General features: G+C 71.9%; 23 protein-coding genes and 3 pseudogenes. 12 read left to right on the top strand and 14 right to left on the bottom strand.

Annotation, left to right across the window (positions count from 1 at the left end; genetic code table 11):
- Positions 1–69: 69 nt before the first annotated feature.
- A complete protein-coding gene (locus ACFVWU_RS15360) occupies positions 70–588 on the bottom strand; it encodes a GNAT family N-acetyltransferase (RefSeq protein WP_387620198.1) in 519 nt (172 codons plus the stop codon).
- A gap of 51 nt (positions 589–639) precedes the next feature.
- On the opposite strand from ACFVWU_RS15360, the gene ACFVWU_RS15355 reads away from it, so the two are divergent.
- From ACFVWU_RS15355 to ACFVWU_RS15345, 3 genes are all read left to right on the top strand, one after another.
- Complete coding sequence (locus tag ACFVWU_RS15355) at positions 640–1,218, top strand: TetR/AcrR family transcriptional regulator (RefSeq protein WP_387620195.1); 579 nt, start codon at positions 640–642, stop codon at positions 1,216–1,218.
- Positions 1,219–1,368: 150 nt separating this feature from the next.
- A complete protein-coding gene (locus ACFVWU_RS15350; protein ID WP_387620193.1) occupies positions 1,369–2,007 on the top strand; it encodes an ATP-dependent Clp protease proteolytic subunit in 639 nt (212 codons plus the stop codon).
- Position 2,008: 1 nt separating this feature from the next.
- Complete coding sequence (locus ACFVWU_RS15345; protein ID WP_387620190.1) at positions 2,009–2,611, top strand: ClpP family protease; 603 nt, start codon at positions 2,009–2,011, stop codon at positions 2,609–2,611.
- Positions 2,612–2,678: 67 nt separating this feature from the next.
- Here ACFVWU_RS15345 and ACFVWU_RS15340 read toward each other — a convergent pair whose 3' ends face one another.
- The 7 genes from ACFVWU_RS15340 to ACFVWU_RS15310 form a co-directional block, all read right to left on the bottom strand.
- On the bottom strand, positions 2,679–3,110 hold the full coding sequence (locus ACFVWU_RS15340) for a helix-turn-helix domain-containing protein (RefSeq protein ID WP_387620188.1): 432 nt from the start codon (positions 3,108–3,110) through the stop codon (positions 2,679–2,681).
- Positions 3,111–3,218: 108 nt separating this feature from the next.
- Complete coding sequence (locus tag ACFVWU_RS15335) at positions 3,219–4,955, bottom strand: IS200/IS605 family accessory protein TnpB-related protein (RefSeq protein WP_387620185.1); 1,737 nt, start codon at positions 4,953–4,955, stop codon at positions 3,219–3,221.
- A gap of 98 nt (positions 4,956–5,053) precedes the next feature.
- Positions 5,054–5,590, bottom strand: coding sequence for a hypothetical protein (locus ACFVWU_RS15330; protein ID WP_387620182.1), 537 nt, complete (start codon positions 5,588–5,590; stop codon positions 5,054–5,056).
- 83 nt (positions 5,591–5,673) lie between these two features.
- Positions 5,674–6,276 carry a dihydrofolate reductase family protein gene (locus tag ACFVWU_RS15325; RefSeq protein WP_387620180.1) on the bottom strand — a complete coding sequence of 201 codons (603 nt, stop codon included), beginning with the start codon at positions 6,274–6,276 and terminating at the stop codon, positions 5,674–5,676.
- A gap of 472 nt (positions 6,277–6,748) precedes the next feature.
- Complete coding sequence (locus ACFVWU_RS15320; protein WP_387620178.1) at positions 6,749–7,408, bottom strand: HD family hydrolase; 660 nt, start codon at positions 7,406–7,408, stop codon at positions 6,749–6,751.
- A 132-nt stretch (positions 7,409–7,540) separates the two neighbouring features.
- The gene (locus ACFVWU_RS15315) at positions 7,541–7,858 is read right to left on the bottom strand and encodes a YrdB family protein (RefSeq protein ID WP_387620176.1); all 318 of its coding nucleotides are present in this window, start codon (positions 7,856–7,858) and stop codon (positions 7,541–7,543) included.
- Positions 7,855–8,208: a hypothetical protein gene (locus ACFVWU_RS15310; protein WP_387620174.1), complete on the bottom strand. Its 354-nt coding sequence runs from the start codon at positions 8,206–8,208 to the stop codon at positions 7,855–7,857. The genes ACFVWU_RS15315 and ACFVWU_RS15310 overlap by 4 nt, the downstream gene beginning before the upstream one ends.
- A 59-nt stretch (positions 8,209–8,267) precedes the next feature.
- Between ACFVWU_RS15310 and ACFVWU_RS15305 the strand changes: the two genes are divergently transcribed.
- Positions 8,268–8,714 carry a MarR family winged helix-turn-helix transcriptional regulator gene (locus ACFVWU_RS15305; protein ID WP_387620172.1) on the top strand — a complete coding sequence of 149 codons (447 nt, stop codon included), beginning with the start codon at positions 8,268–8,270 and terminating at the stop codon, positions 8,712–8,714.
- Between the two features lie 195 nt (positions 8,715–8,909).
- Complete coding sequence (locus ACFVWU_RS15300) at positions 8,910–11,603, top strand: BTAD domain-containing putative transcriptional regulator (RefSeq protein WP_387620169.1); 2,694 nt, start codon at positions 8,910–8,912, stop codon at positions 11,601–11,603.
- Between the two features lie 82 nt (positions 11,604–11,685).
- Here ACFVWU_RS15300 and ACFVWU_RS15295 read toward each other — a convergent pair whose 3' ends face one another.
- Complete coding sequence (locus ACFVWU_RS15295; RefSeq protein WP_387620167.1) at positions 11,686–12,399, bottom strand: ricin-type beta-trefoil lectin domain protein; 714 nt, start codon at positions 12,397–12,399, stop codon at positions 11,686–11,688.
- Positions 12,400–12,786: 387 nt separating this feature from the next.
- The gene (locus tag ACFVWU_RS15290; RefSeq protein WP_387620165.1) at positions 12,787–13,485 is read right to left on the bottom strand and encodes a G1 family glutamic endopeptidase; all 699 of its coding nucleotides are present in this window, start codon (positions 13,483–13,485) and stop codon (positions 12,787–12,789) included.
- Between the two features lie 412 nt (positions 13,486–13,897).
- Here ACFVWU_RS15290 and ACFVWU_RS15285 point away from each other — a divergent pair, with 412 nt between their 5' ends.
- On the top strand, positions 13,898–14,851 hold the full coding sequence (locus tag ACFVWU_RS15285) for a LuxR C-terminal-related transcriptional regulator (protein WP_387620162.1): 954 nt from the start codon (positions 13,898–13,900) through the stop codon (positions 14,849–14,851).
- Positions 14,852–14,872: 21 nt separating this feature from the next.
- Here the strand turns inward: ACFVWU_RS15285 and ACFVWU_RS15280 are convergent.
- Positions 14,873–15,212 (bottom strand): annotated as a pseudogene (locus tag ACFVWU_RS15280) (TetR-like C-terminal domain-containing protein); the annotation flags it as partial.
- Between ACFVWU_RS15280 and ACFVWU_RS15275 the strand changes: the two are divergent.
- Positions 15,213–15,438, top strand: a pseudogene (locus tag ACFVWU_RS15275) (hypothetical protein); the annotation flags it as partial.
- 19 nt (positions 15,439–15,457) lie between these two features.
- On the opposite strand, the gene ACFVWU_RS15270 reads toward ACFVWU_RS15275, so the two are convergent.
- Positions 15,458–16,765: an RNA-guided endonuclease InsQ/TnpB family protein gene (locus ACFVWU_RS15270; protein ID WP_387620159.1), complete on the bottom strand. Its 1,308-nt coding sequence runs from the start codon at positions 16,763–16,765 to the stop codon at positions 15,458–15,460.
- Between the two features lie 29 nt (positions 16,766–16,794).
- On the opposite strand from ACFVWU_RS15270, the gene ACFVWU_RS15265 reads away from it, so the two are divergent.
- Positions 16,795–16,902 carry a toxin-antitoxin system HicB family antitoxin gene (locus tag ACFVWU_RS15265; RefSeq protein ID WP_387620157.1) on the top strand — a complete coding sequence of 36 codons (108 nt, stop codon included), beginning with the start codon at positions 16,795–16,797 and terminating at the stop codon, positions 16,900–16,902.
- 127 nt (positions 16,903–17,029) lie between these two features.
- A pseudogene (locus ACFVWU_RS15260) lies at positions 17,030–17,662 on the top strand (solute carrier family 23 protein); the annotation flags it as partial.
- A gap of 73 nt (positions 17,663–17,735) precedes the next feature.
- Here ACFVWU_RS15260 and ACFVWU_RS15255 read toward each other — a convergent pair.
- Positions 17,736–17,948, bottom strand: a complete 213-nt coding sequence (locus ACFVWU_RS15255) for a DUF397 domain-containing protein (protein WP_387620154.1) — start codon at positions 17,946–17,948, stop codon at positions 17,736–17,738.
- On the bottom strand, positions 17,945–18,775 hold the full coding sequence (locus ACFVWU_RS15250; RefSeq protein ID WP_387620152.1) for a helix-turn-helix domain-containing protein: 831 nt from the start codon (positions 18,773–18,775) through the stop codon (positions 17,945–17,947). Before ACFVWU_RS15250 ends, ACFVWU_RS15255 begins: the two co-directional genes overlap by 4 nt.
- Before the next feature lie 172 nt (positions 18,776–18,947).
- On the opposite strand from ACFVWU_RS15250, the gene ACFVWU_RS15245 reads away from it, so the two are divergent.
- The 3 genes from ACFVWU_RS15245 (at position 18,948) to ACFVWU_RS15235 (ending at position 20,536) form a co-directional block, all read left to right on the top strand.
- A complete protein-coding gene (locus tag ACFVWU_RS15245; RefSeq protein WP_387620150.1) occupies positions 18,948–19,436 on the top strand; it encodes an NUDIX domain-containing protein in 489 nt (162 codons plus the stop codon).
- Positions 19,437–19,526: 90 nt separating this feature from the next.
- On the top strand, positions 19,527–19,961 hold the full coding sequence (locus ACFVWU_RS15240) for an ATP-binding protein (protein WP_387620147.1): 435 nt from the start codon (positions 19,527–19,529) through the stop codon (positions 19,959–19,961).
- Positions 19,962–19,975: 14 nt separating this feature from the next.
- Entirely contained in the window at positions 19,976–20,536 is a 561-nt protein-coding gene (locus ACFVWU_RS15235; protein ID WP_387620144.1) for a hypothetical protein, read from the top strand.
- Positions 20,537–20,979: the final 443 nt, after the last annotated feature.

The following is a 20,979-nucleotide window of genomic DNA, read 5'->3' as shown; positions in this document are numbered from 1 at the left end:
CGCGGCGCCGCGACCGGGGCGCGGCGGCTCCGATCCGCACCGGGGGGCCGCCGGGCGCCCCGCGGCCCCTCACAGGCGCAGGTCCATCCGCTGTTCGACCGTGTCGAGGCCGAACGTGTGGGCGGGGCGGGAGACGGTGAGCTCGAAGCCGGCCTTCGCGTACAGGTGGTGGGCGGCGTCGAGGCCGGCGACCGTCCAGAGCAGCACGCCCTCGTACGAACGGGCGCGGGCCTCGGCCAGGGCGGTCTCCAGCAGCCGACGGCCCAGGCCCCGGCCCCGGACGTCCGGGGCGAGGATCACCCACCGCAACTGGCCCCAGCCCGGGCGCTCCTGCGCGCGGACGAGCCCGGTGGCACCCACCACGCGGCCGTCGAGTTCGGCGACCCACAGGCAGCCGGGTGCCGCGTCGCCCTCACGGACGCGGGCCAGCACCAACTCCGCCATGCCGGCGGCGACATAGGCCTCCATGGTCGCGTCCATGCCGTACTCGCGGGCGTAGAGGACGCCGTGCAGGGCGGCGACGGCGCCGAGGTCGCCGGGGCGGTCGGCCTCGCGGACGGTCGCGATCGCGGGCTCGGTGGCGGCCATGGCAGCATCCCCTTCCACTGAAACACTCGTTTCAGTGGAACGATAGACCACGTGTCCACTCCCGCCAACGCCGTCTGCCGCCCGTCACCGCGCCGCGAGGAGATCCTCGCGGCGACCGTCCGCTACGTCGCCGAGCGGGGCGTGTCCGACCTCTCGCTACGCCCGCTGGCGGCGGAGATCGGCTCCAGCCCACGCGTGCTGCTGTACCTGTTCGGGTCGAAGGAGCAGCTGGTCCGGGAGGTCCTGGCGGTCGGACGGGCCGAGCAACTGGCGCTGCTGGAACGGTCCGAGGTCGAGGGCGGCAGCGCCCGCGAGACCCTCGAACTGCTCTGGGAGTGGCTGACGAGGCCCGAACGCCGGGGCGCGCTGCGGCTGTTCTTCGAGGGGTACGTCCGGGCCTTCGACCGCTGCGAGCCCTGGCTGGACTTCGACACCGCCTCGCTGGACGAGTGGCTGCCGCCGCTGGAACGCGTCCTTGCCGGCACCCGGGCGAACGCCACCGTGGTACTCGCCGTCCTGCGCGGCCTGCTGCTGGACCTCCTCACCGACGGCGGGAACGGCGACGACGGCCCCCACGCCGGGCGTGTGCACGCCGCCTGGCGCGACTTCCTCGACTCCGCCCTCGGGTGAGGACGGGCCCGCCTCCACGGCGGGCACGGCCCGGGCTGCGGCTGTCGGCTCTGCCCGTGGCGAATCTGCGGCGGGCAGAGAAACCGCATCCGGGGCGCTCCCCCGGTCAAGAGTGGAGTCGACAGCAGACCTCCTCGACAAGGAGACCGGATGACTCCCCTCAGCACGCCCCCGCTCCGCGCGGAGCAGGGCGACACCCCGCCCAGCCGCTTCGACGACCATCTGGCGGCACAGCTGCTCGCCCAGCGGATCGTCCTGCTCGGCACCCAGGTCGACGACGTGTCGGCCAACCGGGTGTGCGCGCAGCTGTTGCTGCTGTCGGCGGAGGACCCTCGCACCGACATCAGCCTGTACATCAACAGCCCCGGCGGGTCGGTCACGGCGGGGCTCGCGATCTACGACACCATGCGGCTGATCCCGAACGACGTGTCGACGCTGGCGATGGGGTTCGCCGCCAGCATGGGCCAGTTCCTGCTCACGGTGGGGGCGCCCGGCAAGCGGTTCGCGCTGCCGAACGCGCGGATCATGATGCACCAGCCCTCGGCGGGCATCGGCGGCACCGCCGCGGACATCGAGATCCAGGCGGAGAACCTGGAGTTCACCAAGCGGTCCATCGAGCGGATCACCGCCGAGCACACCGGACAGAGCGAGGAGACGATCGCGCGCGACGGCGACCGGGACCGCTGGTTCACGGCCGAGCAGGCCAGGGAGTACGGGATCGTGGACCGGGTGGTGGAGTCGGTCGCCGACATCCGCCCGGCCTCCTCGCGCCGACGGATGGGGCTGTGACATGGGGTCGTACACGGTTCCCTACGTCATCGAGCGGACCGCGCACGGTGAGCGGTCCTACGACGTCTTCAGCCGGCTGCTGAACGAGCGGATCATCTTCCTCGGCACCGAGATCGACGACGGGGTCGCCAACGTGGTCATCGCGCAGCTCCTGCACCTGGAGTCGGAGAACCCGGAGCGCGAGATCTCGATCTACCTCAACTCGCCCGGCGGATCGTTCACTTCGCTGATGGCGATCTACGACACGATGACGTTCGTGCAGGCGCCGATCTCCACGTTCTGCGTCGGTCAGGCGGCGTCGACGGCGGCGGTGCTGCTGGCCGGCGGAGATCCCGGGCGACGGTTCGTGCTCCAGCACGCGCGGGTGCTGCTCGGCCAGCCGGCCAGCGGCGGCCGGCAGGGGACGGTCTCCGACCTCAGCCTCGCGGCCAAGGAGATGGTCCGCATCCGCTCACAGGTGGAGGAGGTCCTGTCCCGGCACACGCACCACGACGTGGCGACGCTGCGCGCGGACCTGGACCGGGACAAGGTGCTCACCGCCGAGGAGGCCGTCGCCTACGGGCTCGCCGACGAGGTGCTGAGCCGGCGGCTCGCGTTCGGCTGACCCCGTTGACCCGGTGCGGCCGGTACGACGGGGGTGTACCGGCCGCTGGTTCGCTCACGCGGTGTGGTCAGGCCGCCAGGCAGAGGCCGTTGGAGTGCGCCGTGGGCGCGGTGCGACCGTGGCTGATCGAGCTCCGGGTGTGCCCGGTCAGCTCGTCCTGGGCGAGCGAGAGCAGGTCGCCGAGGCCGAGCCCGAGGGCCCTGGCGGCGGCCGCGAGCACCTCGGAGGACGCCTCCTTGCGTCCGCGCTCCAGCTCCGACAGGTACGGCATCGAGATCCGGGCCGTCTCCGCGACGTCCTTCAGCGTGCGCTCCTGGGCGAGCCGCTCGCGCCGCAGCACACCGCCGACGAGGTCGCGCCACAGGGGTTCCCTCGGCGCGGGCGCCGGTGGGGCCCCCGCCGGTCGCTGCGGGGCGCGGGTCGCCCCGCCGGATGCGGGCGGCGAGGTCTGCGGGCGCAGGGGGATGACGCGGGCTTCGTCCGGCGCATGAGTGCTCACCTCTTCAGCCTAGGGATCCGGCGCGCCGGGGGAAGGGATCGGCGTTCTGCCCTGGGTGAAGCCGTACGGGCGGACCGGCGGCGTCGCGGAACCGGGGAACCGTTCCAATTAAGTGATCAGGAGTGAGTCTTGGACCCAGGTCTGATCACTGCGTGCATCCCGAACGGTGGTGGATGCCCGACTGGTCGCCCGCGTTCTCCTTGTCCCCGCTCGGCTGCGCGCATCGTGTGCACGGTCCGTGACGGGGCGGCGGGTCTCCTCACGCCCCCGGATGCCTGATGGGGCCTGGACGGTCCGATGCCCGCCAGCATCGCTCTGGTGCTGGAGGGGCGGTGCCGTCCGTCGCCGGATCGGGTGTCCGAGGGCGCGTCGCCCGATCGCGACAGCGGCGCTGTCGTGTCGGGTGGTCTTTCGGCTGGGTGTCGCGAGCGGTTTCTGCCAGTGCTGCGCGCCCCATTGGGAGGTGTAGGCGGGGTCCACGGCGACGATGACCATGTCCAGTTCGGCGGCCATGGAGATGAGCCGGGCGCGGAGTTTGCCGGTGGGGATGCCGGAGACGAGCTGCCGGAACCGCTTCCTGCGGCCGTGTTTCTCGCGGGTGGTCTCGGCGGTGAAGTCCAGGTTCTCCAGGCCGATCGCCCTCACACCGCACCGCTTGGCCCAGTGGAGGAGTCGGGTGATGGCGTGGCGGATCTGGGCGTCGCGGTGGGTGGCGGTGCCGGTCAGGTCGTAGCGGAACCGGCGGGGTTCGCCGACCGGGTTGCCGTGGGCGTCGAGGTGCCAGGCGGCGAAGTGGTCGGCGTTGGTGTCCACCCCGACCATCCCGGCCGCGCGGGCCGCCTCCAGCGGCATCGTCCGCACCACGGGCCGGACCCAGGACGCGTCCAGGTACCAGCGGCCACGAGCCACGTCCAGGTGGATGCGATAGGCCACCGCCCGGTGGCCCTCGATCCGGTCGGCCCACTCGGTGCCCCGGTGCGCGAACGCCACCTTCGCGGCCAGGACATACCGGCCGCTGGCGGCGTTGGCATACTCGGCAAGCGTCGCGGGCAGCTTGATCGACACCTCACCGTCCGGGGAGACCCGGATCGTCTCGTTGCCGAACCGTTTGCCCGACTCCCCGTCGGCGGCGAGGAACCACCGCGCACTCTCCCACCGCGCCCGCCACTCAGCCTCGGTAAGACCGGCGGCGGCCAGGTTGTGCCGGGTGTTCAGCAACTTCCGCCCGCCGCGCACCACATGCACGCGACCGGCCTCACCATCGACCCGAGCAGCCGCGTACCGTTCCTCCAGCGCCGCGAGCCGACGGGACTTGACGAACCACTCATGCCTGGAACGGTAACCGCCGGGTGCCCGCTTGGTGCCCTTCTCCCCGACCGGCAGCGACAGCCGGTGAGCGATTGTTTTGATCCCTGTGTCCAACGAGTCCAGGTAAGCGGCCTGCCCGCGACGTGACAGCGCCCACTGGTCGTGCGTGGCCTTGGTGACGCTCCCCGCCCAGCGCGACGACGACTCCACGGTCAGGTCACGTTTGCGCGCGGCCCACGTCTCCTTGCCATGCTCCAGCCCGTCCGCGCAGCGCGCCTTCAGGTCCTTCGACGCCAGAGCCCCCATATGCCCGCCGACCAGCCGCAGCACCTTCTCATCCTCGGGCGTGAGGCCCTCGAGACGGTCACGGACCGTCACACCCGTCGGGCCGAGGGAAACGAACAGCGCGTCGATGTGCCAGAGCTTCTTCTTCGACCCGGTCACGCCATCCCCCTCCCAGTGAGTGCCACCACCCTCACACACACCACCGACAGTCGCCTCATCGATCCAACAAACCGCCATCGACAACAAGCTCATGGACACCTATGTGCACCAAAACGACCTCAATCCCCAACAGTTCACAACCCCGCCGCGACCGTCCGGAACTGATCCCCCGTCGCCCGACGGGGTGTCGGTCAGCGTCCTGCTGCGGCCGTTCCACTGTTCGCCGGGCGGCCGATGGGGGTCGCGTGCCGGGTGAGGAGTGCGCGCAGGGCGTCGGGGGCGGAGGTGCCGCGCTTGGGGAGGACGAGGAGGCAGGAGCCGCTGCGGTTCAGGACCACGAAGAGGTTCCGCGTCTCGGCGAAGCGGGGCCCGGCCGTCCAGCTCAGGGTGCGGATGCCGCTCCCGTCGGTGACGCTCACGCCGCTGCCGTCCACCACCGCGCGGTACTCGCCGCCGCGCCGGGCCGCGCGCCGCTGCGCCAGCATCGCCTGCAGCCGGGGCGTGAACACCACCAGCGCCACCAGCGCGGCCAACGCCACAGCGTCCGACACGACCGTCTGGCCGTCCGCCAGCTTCGCCGCCAAGCCGAACGCGGTGAAGGCCGCCACCGCCGAAGGCGCGACCCGCGGCAGCCAACCCGCCACGGTGCGCCGCGTCTGGACCGCGATGGCCTCGCGGAAGTCCTCGCCCGTCGGCGTGTACGCCAGCTCCACCCGCTCCTGGTCCACCGGTGCTCCTTCTTGATCCACTGTTCGGTGCGGCGGATGCTAGCAAAGGGTTCGCAAAGCGGCGTCAGCCCCCTGGGGCCCGGCTACCCCCGTGACCAGCGGCTCTCCACGATCCCGCAGTCGTACGCCGTCACCCCGCCCGCCCGGTAGGCGTGTCGCACCAGCCACGGCCCGAACACGCTGCCGCCCGATCCGGCGAAGCCGGGGTTGACGAACAGGCGCAGTTCCTCGGCCAGGCCCTCGCGCAGCAGCGCGGAGACCAGCCCCGCGCCCCCGAAGCAGAGCAGTGCCCCGCCTGCCCGTTCCTTCGCCCGCGCCACCGTCTCGGCCAGCTCGCCGTTGAGCACCTCGGTGCGCGGCCACCGTCGCGCCGGCCGCCCCGATCGGGACACCGCGAACTTCGGCAGCACCCCGATCGCCCGGCTGAACTCCCAGTCCGCGTCGGCGGGATGGAGAGCGGCCATGCGCTCCCAGTGCCCCAGGTACCCCTCGTCCGCCATCGGCCGGCTCAGCAGGATCCCCGAGGCGCCGGCCAGCAGGCCGTTGAACGAGGCCCGCAGGTCGGCGCTCCACGGCCACTGCGGGCCCCAGTTCCACAACTGCCAGTTGGCGCCCGGAACTTCGCTGTCGACGTAGCCGTCCGCGGACACCTGCATCGCCACGACCAACCGCCCTGTGCCACCCATGTCGCACCTCCTCCACCGCGACGGTAACGGGAGGGTCCGACAATCCGACCTCCGTGGCGCCGGCGGGTCCTGGCGCAGGCCGGTGACGTCCCGCGTCGAAGCCGCCAGTTGTACGACTTCCGGGGGGGTGTGCGGCGGCCGAGATGCCGGTGCCGGGGCGTGGTGACCGGCGGCAGTGGCGGCGCGCCGGGGAGAGCGACCCCGGGGCCGGGTGGCGCGTAGGGCGGGGGTCCTGGGGCGTGGCCGGATGGCCGGGCCGGGGTGGGGGGGAGTTCGTGGAGCAGGCCATTGGGCGTCCGCCATCGCCCGTCTGCCGGCCGTCGCCTGGTGGCACTGACCCGCCGAACACCTCACCCGGCACCTGCGCACCGTCATGTCCGGCACGGTCGACGCCCTGGAGGCCGCCGCGCCCACGCCCTGAGCCGCGGTGCGCCGCCGCGCGTGGACGTCGAGGCCGGACGGGGCCGGGGTGTCACGACTCGGGGGGCGCGCTGGCGCGTGGGACCCAGCCGTTGTCGGCGCCGGTGCGGATCAGGGTCTCGGCGTAGCGCCACAGGTCGGCGGAGGAGTCGCCGATGACGGACTTGCGGGCCCGGACGTCGGCGTCGGTGACTCCGGGGGTGCGCCAAGTGCCGCCTTGGTTGCCGTAGTTGAGCAGCAGCGGTTGGAGGCGGTCCATCGCCTTGGCGAACCGGGCCTCCGCGCTGGCGCGTTCCTCGAACTCGTCCCAGATCGCGCGGAAGTGGTCGCGCTGGTCGTCCGGGAGGATCGCGAACAGCTTGTCGGCGGCCTGGCGTTCGCGTTCCTCCTGGTCGGCGGTGGCCGCGGAGTCGTAGAGGAAGGTGTCCCCGGCGTAGATCTCGACCAGGTCGTGCAGGATGACCATGGCGAGGGCCTTGACCGGGTCGACCGGTTCGTCCGCGTACTCGGCGAGGACCAGGGTCATCAGGGCGAGGTGCCAGGAGTGTTCGGCGTCGTTCTCGCGCCGGTCGGCGGCCAGCAGCGGGCTCTGCCGGAAGACGTTCTTGAGCCGGTCGACCTCGATGATGAACTCGATCTGGCGGCGCAGCCGGTCGGGGGTGCTGTCGGGCTGTCGCACGGCGGCGAACAGCGGGGTGTCGTCGTTGGGCACGGTGCCTCCCCGGGGCGGGTGTTGACAGTTCATCAGGACCTGGAGCTGTCGGAGCTGGGGGTACGGGAGGAGGATACCGGCGGCCGGTAGCGGCGAGGGCGTCGTGCGGGAGTGCTCGTGCGACTGGGCGCGTCACTTGGTCGCCGGCGTCCCTGCCGGTGGACGTCGAAGAGCCGTGCGGCGCCGTCGGGCGGTGAGCAGGGCCAGGGTTCCCGTGCCGTACCAGCCGAGTTCGAGGAGCACGCGAGCCGTGCCGTGCAGCGGGTGGGTCGCGGTCGGTGCGCCGAAGAGCCCCCAGACCTCTGCCAGGACGGCCACCGCGCCGGTGGCCAGTGCGAGACGCAGGGGCAGGCGGGTGGTGCGGGTCCAGCCCCAGTAGCCGGCCGAGACGTACACGGCCATTTCGAGGAGGAGGGCGAGTGTCGCTTCGGCGAGCGTCGCGGCGTTCATCGGGCGATCCAGTAGGCGGAGACGAGGTGGAGGACCGCGAAGGCGCCCGCGCCGAAGGTCATGCCGCGGTTGCGGTACCGGACGCCGATCGCGCTGTCGCCGGCCTGGGCCAGCCCGGCGACGGCCAGCAGCGGCCACGTGGCCGCATCGGTGGAACCGGTCAGCGACAGGAGTGCGACGGCCAGCCCGAGCGGGACGGCCCTGACCGCGTAGGCGCGGGCGTAGAGGTCGGTCCCGGCCGTGACCGGCCCTCCCCCGGGGAGGGCGAGGCCTGGGCGCAGGACCCCGGCGATGCTCGAACCGGCGCTCACAAGAGCTGCTACGGCGTTGGCGGCGAGCAGGGCGTTCATTGAATCCCCTCATGAATCATTCGAGCTGTGAACGATAATGAGACGGTATCATTCTGTGCGTGAGTGATGTCAAGGGAGCAGCAGAGCTGAGGGCCACGATCGTCTTCAACCTGGGGACACTCGGCGCCGTGGCCGCCGACCGGTTCGCGGCGCGGGTCGAGGCGCTGGGACTCAAGCCCAAACACGCCGGCCTGCTTGCGGCGCTCGACTCGGGACCCGCGGTCTCTCAGCAGGAACTGGCGAAGCGGCTCGGGGTGGCGCCGAGTCTGGTCGTCGCCCTCGCCGACCAGTTGCAGGAGCTCGGAGCCGTGGAGCGTGTCCGGGACTCGGAGGACCGCCGTCGACAGGTCCTCAGCCTCACCGCCGAAGGGCGTGCCCTGCTCTCGCGCTGTGCGGACGCCGCTCAGGACCTGGACGCCGAGCTGACCGCGGACCTGAATGCCACTCAGCGCGATGCGCTGGAGCACGCCCTGAACCTTCTCGGTCGGCGGCACCTCCCACACTGAGGGCGTGGCGGCACGGCCGTCCGGGGTACCGGGGCCGGGGCTCCGGGGAGGGGAACGCTCGGCGATGGGCAGGTCGCCCGCCGCAATATGCTTGTCATATTTGCTGGTGGCGCGGTGGGGGCGTGGGTGGACTTCCGGTTGTTGGGCTCGGTGGCCGTGGTGGCCGCGGATGGGCGGGAGCTCGCTGTCGGGTCGGTGAAGCGCCGGAGTCTGCTGGCGATGCTGGTGCTGAACCCGGGTGCGCCGGTGGGGGTCGAGCGGCTGACCGAGGCGCTGTGGGAGGAGGAGCCGCCGCGGCATGCGCGCACGGTCATCCAGAACCACGTGTCGGGGCTGCGCGCGGTCCTGGCCGCGCACGGGGCCGGCGACGGCGGGGGCGAGCTGGTGACCGACGGCGGCGCGTACCTGCTGCGGGTGCCCGAGTCGGCGGTGGACGCAAGGCGGTTCGAGCGGCTCGTACGGTCGGCCCGCTCGGCGCCGGACGCGGACGCATCGGTGGCGGTGCTGCGCGAGGCGCTCGGGCTGTGGCGGGGGCCGGCGCTGGCCGGGACGACGCCGAGCCTGCCGTTGCGGTGCGCCGCGCAGGCGCTGGAGGAGCTGCGGCTCGCGGCGGTGGAGGAGCTGGCGCGCGCGTACGGGCGGCTCGGTGACCACGGGTCGGCAGCCGGCGTGCTGGGCACCGAGGCCGCGCTGAACCCGCTGCGGGAGTCGCTGGTGGCCGCGCTGATGACCGCGCTGGGGCAGGCCGGGCGGCGCTCGGAGGCGATGGAGTGGTTCCACCGCGCCCGCCGGGCCCTGGCCGAGCAGTTGGGGATCGGTCCGGGGGCGGAGCTCGTCGAGGCGCACGAGGCGCTGCTGCGCGCCGACGCCCCCGCCGCGCGGCCCGTCCCGCCGGCCGTCGAGGGCGCCCCCGCCCCCGCCGCCGCCCCCGCGCAGTGGCCGTTCCCCCGGCGCCCCCGCGGCTTCTCCGGACGCGAGGAGGAGCTGGCCGCGCTCGACCGGGCCGCCGCCTCCCCCGGGGCGATCGCCGTGGTCGCCGGCGGGGCCGGGGTCGGCAAGACCGCCCTGGCCGTGCACTGGGCCCACCGCCGCCGGGCCGACTTCCCCGACGGGCGGCTGTTCGTCGACCTGTGCGGGCACAGTCCGCTGCCCGCGCGCTCCACCCCCGCCGTGCTGCGCGAACTGCTGCTCGCCCTCGGGCTGCCGGCCGAGCGGATGCCCCACTCCCCCGAGGCGCTGGCCGCCCGCTACCGGGAACTGACCGCCGGGCGCAGGATGCTGATCGTCCTGGACAACGCGCGCACCTCCGATCAGGTCCGCCCGCTGCTGCCCGACGGGGAGGGCTGCGTCACCGTGGTGACCAGCCGCGACCGGCTCGGCGGGCTGGTCGCCTCGGACGCCGCCCGGCCCGTCCCACTGGCCGAACTGTCCGCGCCGCAGTCCGTCACCCTGCTCACCGACACCCTGGGCCCGGAGCTGGTCTCGGCCGAGCCCGAGGCCGCCGCCCGGCTGGCCGCCCTGTGCGACGGGCTGCCGCTGGCGCTGCGCCTGGCGGCGGCCCGCGTCGCCACCTGCCCGACCCGGAGCCTTGCCGCCATGGCCGACGAACTGGCCGACGAGCAGGGCCGGTTGAGCCTGCTGGACGTGGAGGACACCAGCGTCGCGGCCGCCCTGGCGCTGACCGTGCAGCACCTGTCCGACCCGGCCCGCCGGATGTTCCACCGCCTCGGCACCCACACCGGCACCACCCTCGACAGCCGCACCGCCGCCGCGCTGGCCGGCGACGCACTGCCCCGGGCCGCGGGCGCGCTGGGGCAGTTGGCCGCCGCCCACCTGGTCGTCGAGATCGGCCGCGACGCCTACACCCTGCACGACCTGGTCCGCCTCTACGCCCGCAGCCTGCCGCCGCGCCCGGACGAGGACGACGCCGAGGTGCTGCCCCGCCTGCTCGACCACCTGGTGAACACCATGCTCGCCGCGTGCGCCGCCGCCGAGCCGGGCAGCGAGCCGTGCTGCGTCCCCCCGCCGGGGGCGCGGCGGCCCGTCGAGGTCCGTCCGTTCCCGGACCGGGCGAGCGCGCTCGCCTGGTACGCCGCCGAACGCGACACCCTGCGCGGAGCGGTCGAGGCGGCGGTCGCGGCCGGGCTGCACGACCGGGCCTGGCGCCTGGTGCTCCTGCAGTGGCCGCTGATCGTGTGGCAGGTCCGGGACGGCTGGGCGCCGCTGCTCGAACACGGCCTGGCCGCCGCCGAGGCCGACCTCGACCCCGGCGCCCAGTCCCGCGCCCGCGCGCTGCTGGGCTGGGTGCTGCTGGAGGAGGACCGGCCCGAGGAGGCCCTCGTCCACCTGGAGCGGGCGCCCGGCCTCGCCGCCCTGGCAGGCGACCGCACCGCGCAGGCCGTCGCCCTGGCCAACCTGGCCGTCGCCCTCGCCCGGTACGGCCACGACGCACGGCACGGCGGACCGGCGCGGGTGCGCGCCCTGCTGGCCGAGGCCCTCACGCTGGCCGAACAGGCCGACCGCGCCGACCTCGTCGCCCTCGCCCGCCAGCACCTGGCCGACCAGTGCCTGGCGGCCGGCGACCCCGAACAGGCCGCCCACCACGCCGCCCGCGGCCTGGCCCTCGCCGAGCCGCCCTTCCCGGTCACCCGCCGGGTCGTGCTGCAGACCCTCTACGGCCGCGCGCTCGCCGCCACCGGACACCCGGAGGAGGCCGCGCTCCACCTCGACGCCGCCCTGCGCTCCGCCCGGGCCCACCAGTTCGGCGACGGCGAGGCGGCGGCGGAGGCGGCCCTGCGCGCCCTGCCCGCCACGGCGGCGGGTACGGCGGGCGCCGAGCCGCGCGCCGCACGGCCGAGGGCGGGCCGGGCCCTGCCCGGAGGGTGCTGACGACCGGCCGCGGCCGCGCCGCGCCGCTCGGCGGCCCCGGCCTCCCCCCGGGAGGCGGGCCCGCCGACGGCACTCAACGACGTCAGGGCGTGAGGACCCACTTCTGGTTGTCCAGGCCGTTGCAGTCCCAGATGCCCAGCTGGGTGCGGTTGGCGGTGTTGAAGCCGAGCTCGTCCAGGCACTTGCCGGTCAGCACGTTCCTCAGCGAGCCGTCGGGCTGCGGGACCCACTGCTCGCCCGGGCTGCCGACGCAGTTGTAGATCTCGACCTTGGTGCCGTTGGGGCTGTCGGCGCTGCCCCACACCACGTTCAGGCACATGCCCAGGGCCCGCACGGAGTTGTCCAGCCCCAGGGTCCACCACTGGGCGGCGGTGCCGTTGCAGTCGTAGATCTGCACCGGGGTGGCGACGTTGCTGCTGCCGTGCGCGACGTCCACGCACTTGCCTCCGTAGCCGACCAGGCGGCCCTGCTTGCCCTGCATGCCGATGACGACCGGGCGGATGGTGTCGGTGGCGATGTCACCGGGGTGGCAGACCGAGGTGGACGTCCCGTTGCCGACCACGGTGTTGCCGGCGACCCAGTAGGTGATCGGCTGGTTGGAGATGACGTAGAAGCAGACCGTCTCGACGTGCCAGACGGTGCCGGCCGGCACGTTGTTGCAGGTCGCGGATGCCATCCCGGCGCCTCGGCCGGTGGAGCAGTTGCCGGGGGTGTCGGCCTGCGCGACGGACGGCAGGACGGCGACACCCACCAGGGCGAGCAGGGCGGTCAGTAAGGCGGCGAAGGTTCGGCGCATGCGAAGGACCCCTTCCGGTGGACACGGACCGACCAGGTGTGTGGTGGAGCGCGTGGTCGGTGTCGCCCAGCGTGGGGGATGTGGTGATGGACCGTCAACTGCCGTGAAAGCTTTGACTAAAACTTGTTCACATCAGCTGACCGCGACGAGGGCGCGTCGGCAGTGCCCGATCGCGAAGGGGCCCGTCCCCAGCGGGACCGACGCCCGGCTCCGGGCCGGGCTCGACGCCCTGCTGAACGGGCTCGGCTCCCCCGGCCGCGCCTGACGCGCTCCCCCGGCACGCGCACCGCCCCGGCACGCGGGAGCGCGGGCCGGGGCGGGGCGAGGCGGGCCGGGGCGGGGCGAGGCGGGGTGGGGCGGGGCGAGGCGGGGTGGGGCGAGGAGGCGTCAGGCGGGGACGATGGCGAAGGAGCCGTTGCTGAGCGAGGTCTCGGTGTAGGGGCCGCTGTCGATGGCCTGCGGAGCGTAGCTGTCGAAGACCTGCCCGTTGACGGTGACGCCGGAGAAGTCCAGGCGGCCGAAGGACGGGTAGCTCTGGCTCGGGGACTCGATCACGGCCTCGGCGCTGACGTTCTGGCCGTCCAGCCGCTGGACGGTGTTCTCGGTCCAGCCCTTGGTGGTGTCGGTGATCTGCAGGGTGTAGTCGGAGCCGCCGCTGTTGACCACGGAGGCGGTGAAGCTGTCGCCCGCGTCCACCGGGTCGCTGAAGTACTGCGGCGGGGCCGGGTACATCTCGTACCAGGCGGAGTAGACCGGGGAGCCGCTGGAGCAGTCGACCTGCACGCCGGTCTGCTCGACGGTCTGCGAGCCGTAGCCGTCGATGCCGACCCAGGGGGCGAACAGGTCGTTGGAGGTGTTGCACTGCACGGTGGGCATGGTCCAGGAGCCGGAGACGCTCTGGAAGCCGCTGCCCTGGGCGACGTAGCCGCCCCAGACGCCGCCGTCGAAGCGGGGGCCGTGACCGTAGTGGTGCGCGGCGTAGCTGTGCGCGGTGGGGGCCGCGGTGGCCGCGGGGGCGGCGACCGCGGCGGCCGGCAGGGCCAGCAGGGCGGCGAGCGCGAGGCGGCCGGTGCGGGACAGGGCCATGGAGGGCTCCTTGACTGGGCGTTGTGGGGGTGCCGCCCAGCTTGGGGGCCGCTTCGGGCGGCCGGGAAGGGATTCGGACGGACCGGAACCCGACATGGCGGGAACATGTCGAACGGTCAATCCCTTGATTTAGGTCACCTGGTGGCGCAGAGTCGGCACGTCCGCTGGCAGTGCAGCGCGCGAGGAGGGGTTGTGAACTGCTGTGGATTGAGGTCGTTTTGGTGCCCATAGATGTCCATGAGTTTGTTGTCGATGACGGATTGTCGGATCGATGGGACGACTGTCGATGGTGTGTGTGAGGGTGGTGGCACTGACGGGGAGGGGGATGACGTGACCGGGCCGAAGAGGAAGCTCCGGCGGATCGACGCGCCGTTCGTTGACTCACTCCTACTCACTGATTAGGAACGGTGCCGTGTCGGGGACGGGCATGCTCGCCGGACTCGGCCTCGGTGCGCTGGAGGAGCAGCTCTACCTGCGGCTGTTGGGCCTTCCGGCCGCCGATCCGCAGTGGCTGGCGGCGCAGTTGAACCTGCGGGCCTCGATCGTGGTCGCGGCGCTGGCCGTGCTGTCCGAGCTGGGACTGGTGGAGGCGTGCGCGGCGGGGGCGTGGACGGCGGTGCCGCCGGACGTGGCGCTGGAGGAGCTGCTGCTGCGGCGCGAGGTCGAACTGCGGCGCGCCCGGGGCCGGATCGGCGAGCTGATGCGCACCTACCGGCAGGGCCGCCCGGACGCCGAGGCGGCCGGGCCGGTGGAGGTGATCAGCGGGCGCCGCTCGATCGCCGAGCTGTGGCGCACCCTGCAGCTGGGGGTGCGTGAGCGGGTGCGGGTGCTGGACCGTCCGCCGTACGTGCGGCAATCCGATCCGCGGACCGAACTGGCGCTGCTGGGGCGGGGGGTGGCGACCCGGGTGGTGTACCACAGCCGGGTGCTGCGCGACCCGGAGCGGCTGGCGGAGATCCGGACCTTCACGGCGGCCGGGGAGCAGGCCCGGGTGCACACCGAAGTGCCACTGAAGCTGGCCCTGTTGGACGACCGGTGGGCGCTGCTTCCGGTCAGCGCGGGCACCGAGCTGGAGAGCATACTGCTGATCCGGCCCTCCACCCTGCTGGACGCGCTGGCCGGGCTGTTCGAGCTGTACTGGGCGCATGGAATGCGGCTGCCGGAGCTGTCCGAGGAGCCGCCGCAGGACCGGCACCGGCAGTTGCTGACGCTGCTGGCGGCCGGGCTCACCGACGAGTCGATCGCCCGCCAGCTGGGGGTCTCCACCCGTACGGTGCAGCGCTGGGTGCGGGAGCTGATGGACCGTTTCGGCGCCCGGACCCGCTTCCAGGCGGGCATCCAGGCGGCCCGGGCGGAGCTGCTGTAGAGGCTTTACGGCCTAAGGGTTTTACGGCCAGGAGGCGAGCAGGCCGTCAAGTTCGGCGGCGTAGAGCGGGCGGCGTCGAAGCCCATCGCGGTGAAGTGGCCGGCCAGTTTCAGGGACAGCACGCCGTGCAGGCGGGTCCACAGGCTCAAGAAGCGGTGGAGCGCCTCGGGCGGGGCAGGGTAGCCCTGGGCCCAGTCGTGGTGGTCGGCGAAGGTGGGCGGCGAGCGCGGTGGGGGGAGACTCCCGCCCGACGAGGGCGGCTACGCACGCGTCGAGCAGGATCGTCAATGATCTCGGCGGAGATCGCGGTGGTGTCCTCGGGCGCGTGGTAGCCGGGCACGGGGGTGCCATAGATCAGGAAATCCGGGCGCAGGGTGGCACCAGCGCGACGGTGACTGGCGCGGTCTTCGCAGTGGGCGTGGCGCTGTTCGTGGTGGGACTCGCGGTCCGGCGATTCGGCGCTCAGATCATCCACGCGGCGATGCCGTCGATCGTCACCGGCGCTGTCGTCATGCTGGCGCCTGGGCCTGTCGGGCGTCGGCAAGCCCGACTGGATCGGCCTGCCCGCCTTCCACGGCCCCTCCTTCCATTGACATCCTCCCCCGGCTAAAGCCGGGGGGATTCCAACACCCGTGGGGTGTTGAGGTTCACGGACACTCGACCGCTTGCGCGGTGTTGTCCCTCCGGTACCGGCGCGTGTGCGCGCTGGGGCCTTACGGCCTGTCCTACCGCGACGTTGATTGCTGCGTTGGTGTCGGCGTTGCAGGTGAAACCGCAGACGGTGCAGACAAACTCGGCTTGGTTCTTGCGCGAGTTCTTGTCGATCCATCCGCAGTCGCTGCATCGCAGGCTGGTGTAGGGGGCGGGCACGTCTTCGACGCGTCCGGGGGCTTTGTGTTCGGTGCGTTGGCGGAGCAGGCCCCAGCCCTGGGCGAGGATGCCCCGATTGAGTCCAGATTTGGCGGCGCGACCGTTCTTGAGGAACGTGCCGGGGTTGTCCGGGTCGGGCTTCGGCTTGACCGAGGCGGTCATGTTGCGAATGTTCAGCTTCTCGAACCGGATCAGGTCGTACGACCTGGCCAGGTCGGTGCTGGTCTTCTCGCACCAGTCCTTGCGGCGGTCGGCCTCGCGGGCCTTGAGCTTGGCGACCTTGGCGTATTCGGCGGTCTTGGTGTCGCTTCCCTTGGGGGCTCGAGCCGCGCGGCGCTGGTGCTTGCGGACCTGCGCGCGTTCCTTGACGGTGAGCTGCGGGCAGTTCAGGGTGCGCCCGTCCGAGAGGGCGGCGGTGACGGTCACACCCCGGTCTATGCCGATAATCTCGCCTGTTCCGGGTGCATCGGTCGGCTCGGGGATGACCGCGAACGCGATGTGCCACCGGCCGTTCCTGAAGGTGACCCGGAACGTCTTCGCATCCGGCAGGCCGGGGCGGCAGTTACGGAAGCGTACCCATCCGCAGCCGGGCACCTTGACCTGCGCCCAGCGGCGGTTCAGTTTCTGCACCACCACGGAGCGGCCCATGACCTGCCTACCGGTCTTCGCGTTCAGCTTGGCACTGCCGTCCTCGTTGTACTCGGGTACCCGGTCGGTGCCGATGACCCGAAAGCCCTCGTGCCGAAACTTCTTACGCCAGGTCGGCTCGCCGAATCCGGCTGTGAACTTGGCGTTCTTAGCCCTGGAGAAGTCCTGCAACGCCTGCTGCTGCACGGTCTGATTACCGGCGCGCAGCCACTCGCTGGCGGCTCGGGCCTCAGTCAGCTGACGGCACTGCTCGGCGAAACCCGGAGCGGACTTACGGCCGTAGTACCAATGCGAGTGCTGCTCCACGGCAAGGTTCCACACGTACCGGGCGTGCGCGCAGTGATCGAGCATGACGCTCGTCTGCTCGCTCGTCGGATACATCCGGAACCTTGCCATGACCTCACCTCAGCGGCACATATGACGGCGTGATCAATTTCACGCTCCGTCTCCCCACAGACTTGCACGACCGACTGACAGCCAAAGCCGCAACGGACCGAAAGTCCCCTCAACTCCGAGCTGCTGCACCTTCTTGAGATCGCTCCAGCCACCGTCTCTCCCGAGACACCGGATCGCCTTGACGGCGATTCGGCAATCCCTGACCTGCACGGGAAGCGCCATTCCCCCGTCGGCTAAAGCCGATGGCACCCTGGCGTTATCTGGTGGTCCGCGATCCTGGTCGCCCTGCCCGTGCTGGTCGCCGAGAACGCCGGACACGTCAAGGCCGTCGGCGAGATGACCGGCACGAACCTGGACGACAAGCTGGGCACCGCGATCTCGGCCGACGGCGTCGGCTCCGTGCTGTCCACCGCGCTCGGCGGCCCGCCCAACACCACGTACTCGGAGAACATCGGCGTGATGGCGGCCACCCGCGTCTACTCCACGGCGGCGTACTGGGCCGCGGCCGGCTTCGCGCTGCTGTTCGGCATCTGCCCGAAGTTCGGCGCGGTGGTGGCCGCGATCCCCGGCGGGGTGCTCGGCGGCATCACCGTGATCCTGTACGGCATGATCGGCCTGCTCGGCGCGCAGATCTGGACCAAGGCCCAGGTGGACCTGCGCAACCCGCTGAACCTGGTGCCGGCCGCCGCGGGCATCATCATCGGCATCGGCAACGTGACGATGAAGTTCACCAATACGTTCAGCCTCAGCGGCATCGCGCTGGGCACGCTGGTCGTCATCACCGGCTACCACGCGCTGCGGGCGCTGGCCCCGGCGCACCTCAGGACGCAGGAGCCGCTGCTGGACGAGGGCACCTCCTCCTACGACGAGGAGACCGGGGAGCCGCGCACCCCGTAGCCGCGGCTGTGGAAGTGACCGCAGGCCCGGACCGCCATGGATGCGGTCCGGGCCTGCGGTTCAGGACTCCGGCTCAGACGTCGCCGAACTCGCCGCTGCGGACGGCGGCGACGAACGACTTCCAGGCCCCGGACGGGAAGACGAGAGCCGGCCCCTGAGGATCCTTCGAGTCACGGACGGGCGCCAGGCCGGGGAAGTTGGGCGCCACCTCGACGCAAGACCCGCCGTTGTTGCTGTAACTGCTCTTGAACCATGCGGCGTCCGACAGATCTACAGGGCGAATCATGACGTTCCTCTCACGCCTTGCTTGCGGATCATCTCCAGCGACGCGGCCTTCGACAGCGCTTCCACCTGGAGCTGATGGTAGTCCCGCTCCCAGGCCTGAGCAGTCTCGGTGTCTCGCGCGAGGAAGCCGCGCAGCTGGCACTCCGAGTATGCCAGGAGCGTCCGATCCGCCAGGGTCAGCAGCGTGACCATCATGGTGAACGGCAGTTCTTCCGCGAGCGAGAACGGCGCCACCTGGATGGTGATGTTCGGGCGGCTCGCGAGGTCCTCAAGATGCGCCAACTGCCGCGCCATGACCCTGGTCCCACCCACCGTTCGCAACAAGGCCCCTTCATCCAGGACGAAGTACAGGCGCGGCGCTGTCCCCCGGTCAAGCAGCTTCTGACGCGTGGCCAGGAAGTCGAGTCGATCTGCGGCCTGCTCCTCGGTGATGCTGCCGCGCCGTACCGCTGCGGACGCGAAGGCCCCGGCGTACTCCCTTGTCTGGGCCAGGCCAGGCACGATGCCCAGCTCGAAGTGGGAGATGCCTTGGGCTTTCGCCTCTTGCTGCGCGTACTCGGGAAAGCCTTCCAGCAACGATGACCCGCTGAGACTCCAGTACGTCAGTTCCAATGTTCCACCGGTATCGAGGGCCTTGTCAGCACTACGAACCCAGTCAAGTGTGGGATTGCGCGTCCCCCTTTCAAGGTTCGAAATCTGACTATCACTCAGGCTTGTCAGCTCGCCGAGTTCGGTCTGCGTCAGGCCTGCCGCCTTTCGCAGCCTGCGCAGTTGAGCCCCAAACGCCTTGAGGGGTGAAGCCGATGGATCCAGCTGCGTCTCACGCATCGTCAGACCTCCGCCGCTACACGAATCCCACCCAGGGAAACTGTCAAGTGGGAAAGCCTTCCGATCGTAGGGGACGAAGCGCCACCATGGCTACACCCGGTGATTCGCCGGGCGCACAGCGCAACCTCGAACCCCTCTCGCGCCTGGAGCAGAGTTGAGCAGGACCCGCATCATGACCAAACCTCCCGTCCGGCGATCGGGCCAGCAGGTCTTCGTCCTGCGCGAAGACCCCGACGGGTCGGACGAGTTCTTCGTCCTCCTGGTCGATCCCGTCTACCGCGACGGGCTGACCCTGCCCGGCGGCAGCGCCGAGCAGGACGAGCTGCCGCACCTCGCGGCCCGCCGGCACCTCGAAACGGAGACCGGACTCGCCCTGTCCCTCCGCACGATCCTCACGATCGACTACGTGCCCGCCGCGAGGTTCCCCGAAGGCGTCAACTTCGTGTACGCGGGCGGGATGGTCACGCCCCAGCAGGTCGAGACCGTCCGCCGTCACCAGCCGCCGGAGGAGATCCGCGGCCTCCACTGGGTCCCCCAGTCCAAGCTGCGCGACGTCATGGCCGACGACCAGCACCGACGCGCCGAAGACGCCTGGGACGCCTGGGAGCACGGCGCCGGCCTCCCCCTCCTCATCCGAGGCGTCCCGGTCCCGGTCGGCTGACCAAGGCGGCGCTGCGGCTGCCACCTGGCGCCCGGAGACAGCACCTGACCGCCGGATTTCGCCCGCAATCCTCCCCTGAGGCACTCCCCCATGCTCACCGCCCATCACCCCCGCACATTCGTCGCGCGCCTCGACTCTCGCACCGAGTCCACGCCCCTGGCACGCCACCTGCTCCGCGCCTACCTCTCCGCGCTCCCCACCGGCGACCGTTACTCCGACGTCGCCGAACTCCTCCTCGGCGAACTCTTCGCCAACGCCGTCCAGCACTCCGACGCCACCACCGAGCACCACATCGAAGTCCGCTTCGCCGTCGTCAACTCCCGCCTCCGGCTCGAAGTCCACGACGCCGGCACCGGCCACCCCACCCTCCACACCCCCGCCCCGGACGACGAACACGGACGCGGCCTGTTCCTCGTCAACGAACTCGCCGAACGCTGGGGCTGTGCCTCCCGGCCCGGCGGCATCGGCAAGTTGGTCTGGGCCCTCGTCGCCCCCAAGCCCGTCCCCGCCCTCGTCACCGCCTGAAAGCCCGACCCACCATGCACCTCGCCACCCTCGCCACGCACGCCCTCTCCCGCGGCAGAACGCCCGCCGAGACGTACGCCCTCCTCGCCCGCCGCACCCGCAAACCCCTCCCCTCCGCCCGCGCGGTGTGCCTCGCCCTCGACATCCCCCTCGCCGAGACCACCCGCCGCCTCAACGACTGCTACGACGCCCTACTCGCCGATCCCCGCCCGGGCACCGAAACCGACACCGGCGAACTGCTCGAAGCCCTCGGCGTCTTCGACATCCCCAAGTCCCTCACCCCCACCGAACTCGCCGTCGTCGACCTCTTCCTGAACGCCATCGACGCCATGGGCGGCATCCGCGCCGGCCACCAGCACGGCCTCGCCCGCTGGTTCACCACCGGCAACCTCACCGCCGCCTACCTCTCCCTCGCCGCCGCCCACCCCCTCCCCCGCACCGGCAACCCCACTGCCTACTGGACCACCCTCGTCACCGCCGGCGAACTCCTCTCCGCCACCCCCACCCCCGACCCCCGCATCAAACCCGCCCTCACCCACTGCCGCACCCAAGCCACCCACACAACCCACCCGTAAGCACAGGAAGTCGACCCACCCGACTTCCTACGCAGCGCGGCGAATAAGGTGTCATCGCGCTGGAGACCAGCCCAGGACCGGTCCGAGCTCCGCGATGCCATGGCCAACGACCAGTACCGCCGCGTCGAGGACGCCGGGGACGCACGGGAGCATGGCGCCAGTCTCCACCTCCTCGTGCCGGGAATCCCGATCCCGGTCGGCTGATCGAGACCACCGAAGGCCCCTCCCCGGGCCCCAGTGCCCGGGCAGGGGCCGGCACCCGTTCCACCACTTCTACGGAGAGACCAGGGCATGGACGTGCGGCTGCTCCAGGCGAGACCTGGACAGATGCGTGGGCGACCTTAACCTCCCGCCCCGGGGCCCGGACGACCGGCCGTCTCCCTTGGCCGGCCTGAAAGCTCAGCTCAGGCACCGGGCGTCACGCTGCGGCCACTTCGAGTGTC

It is taken from the genome of Kitasatospora sp. NPDC058190 (genome assembly GCF_042883685.1).
Classification (GTDB): domain Bacteria; phylum Actinomycetota; class Actinomycetes; order Streptomycetales; family Streptomycetaceae; genus Kitasatospora.
This window is presented reverse-complemented; position numbering and strand designations above follow the sequence as displayed.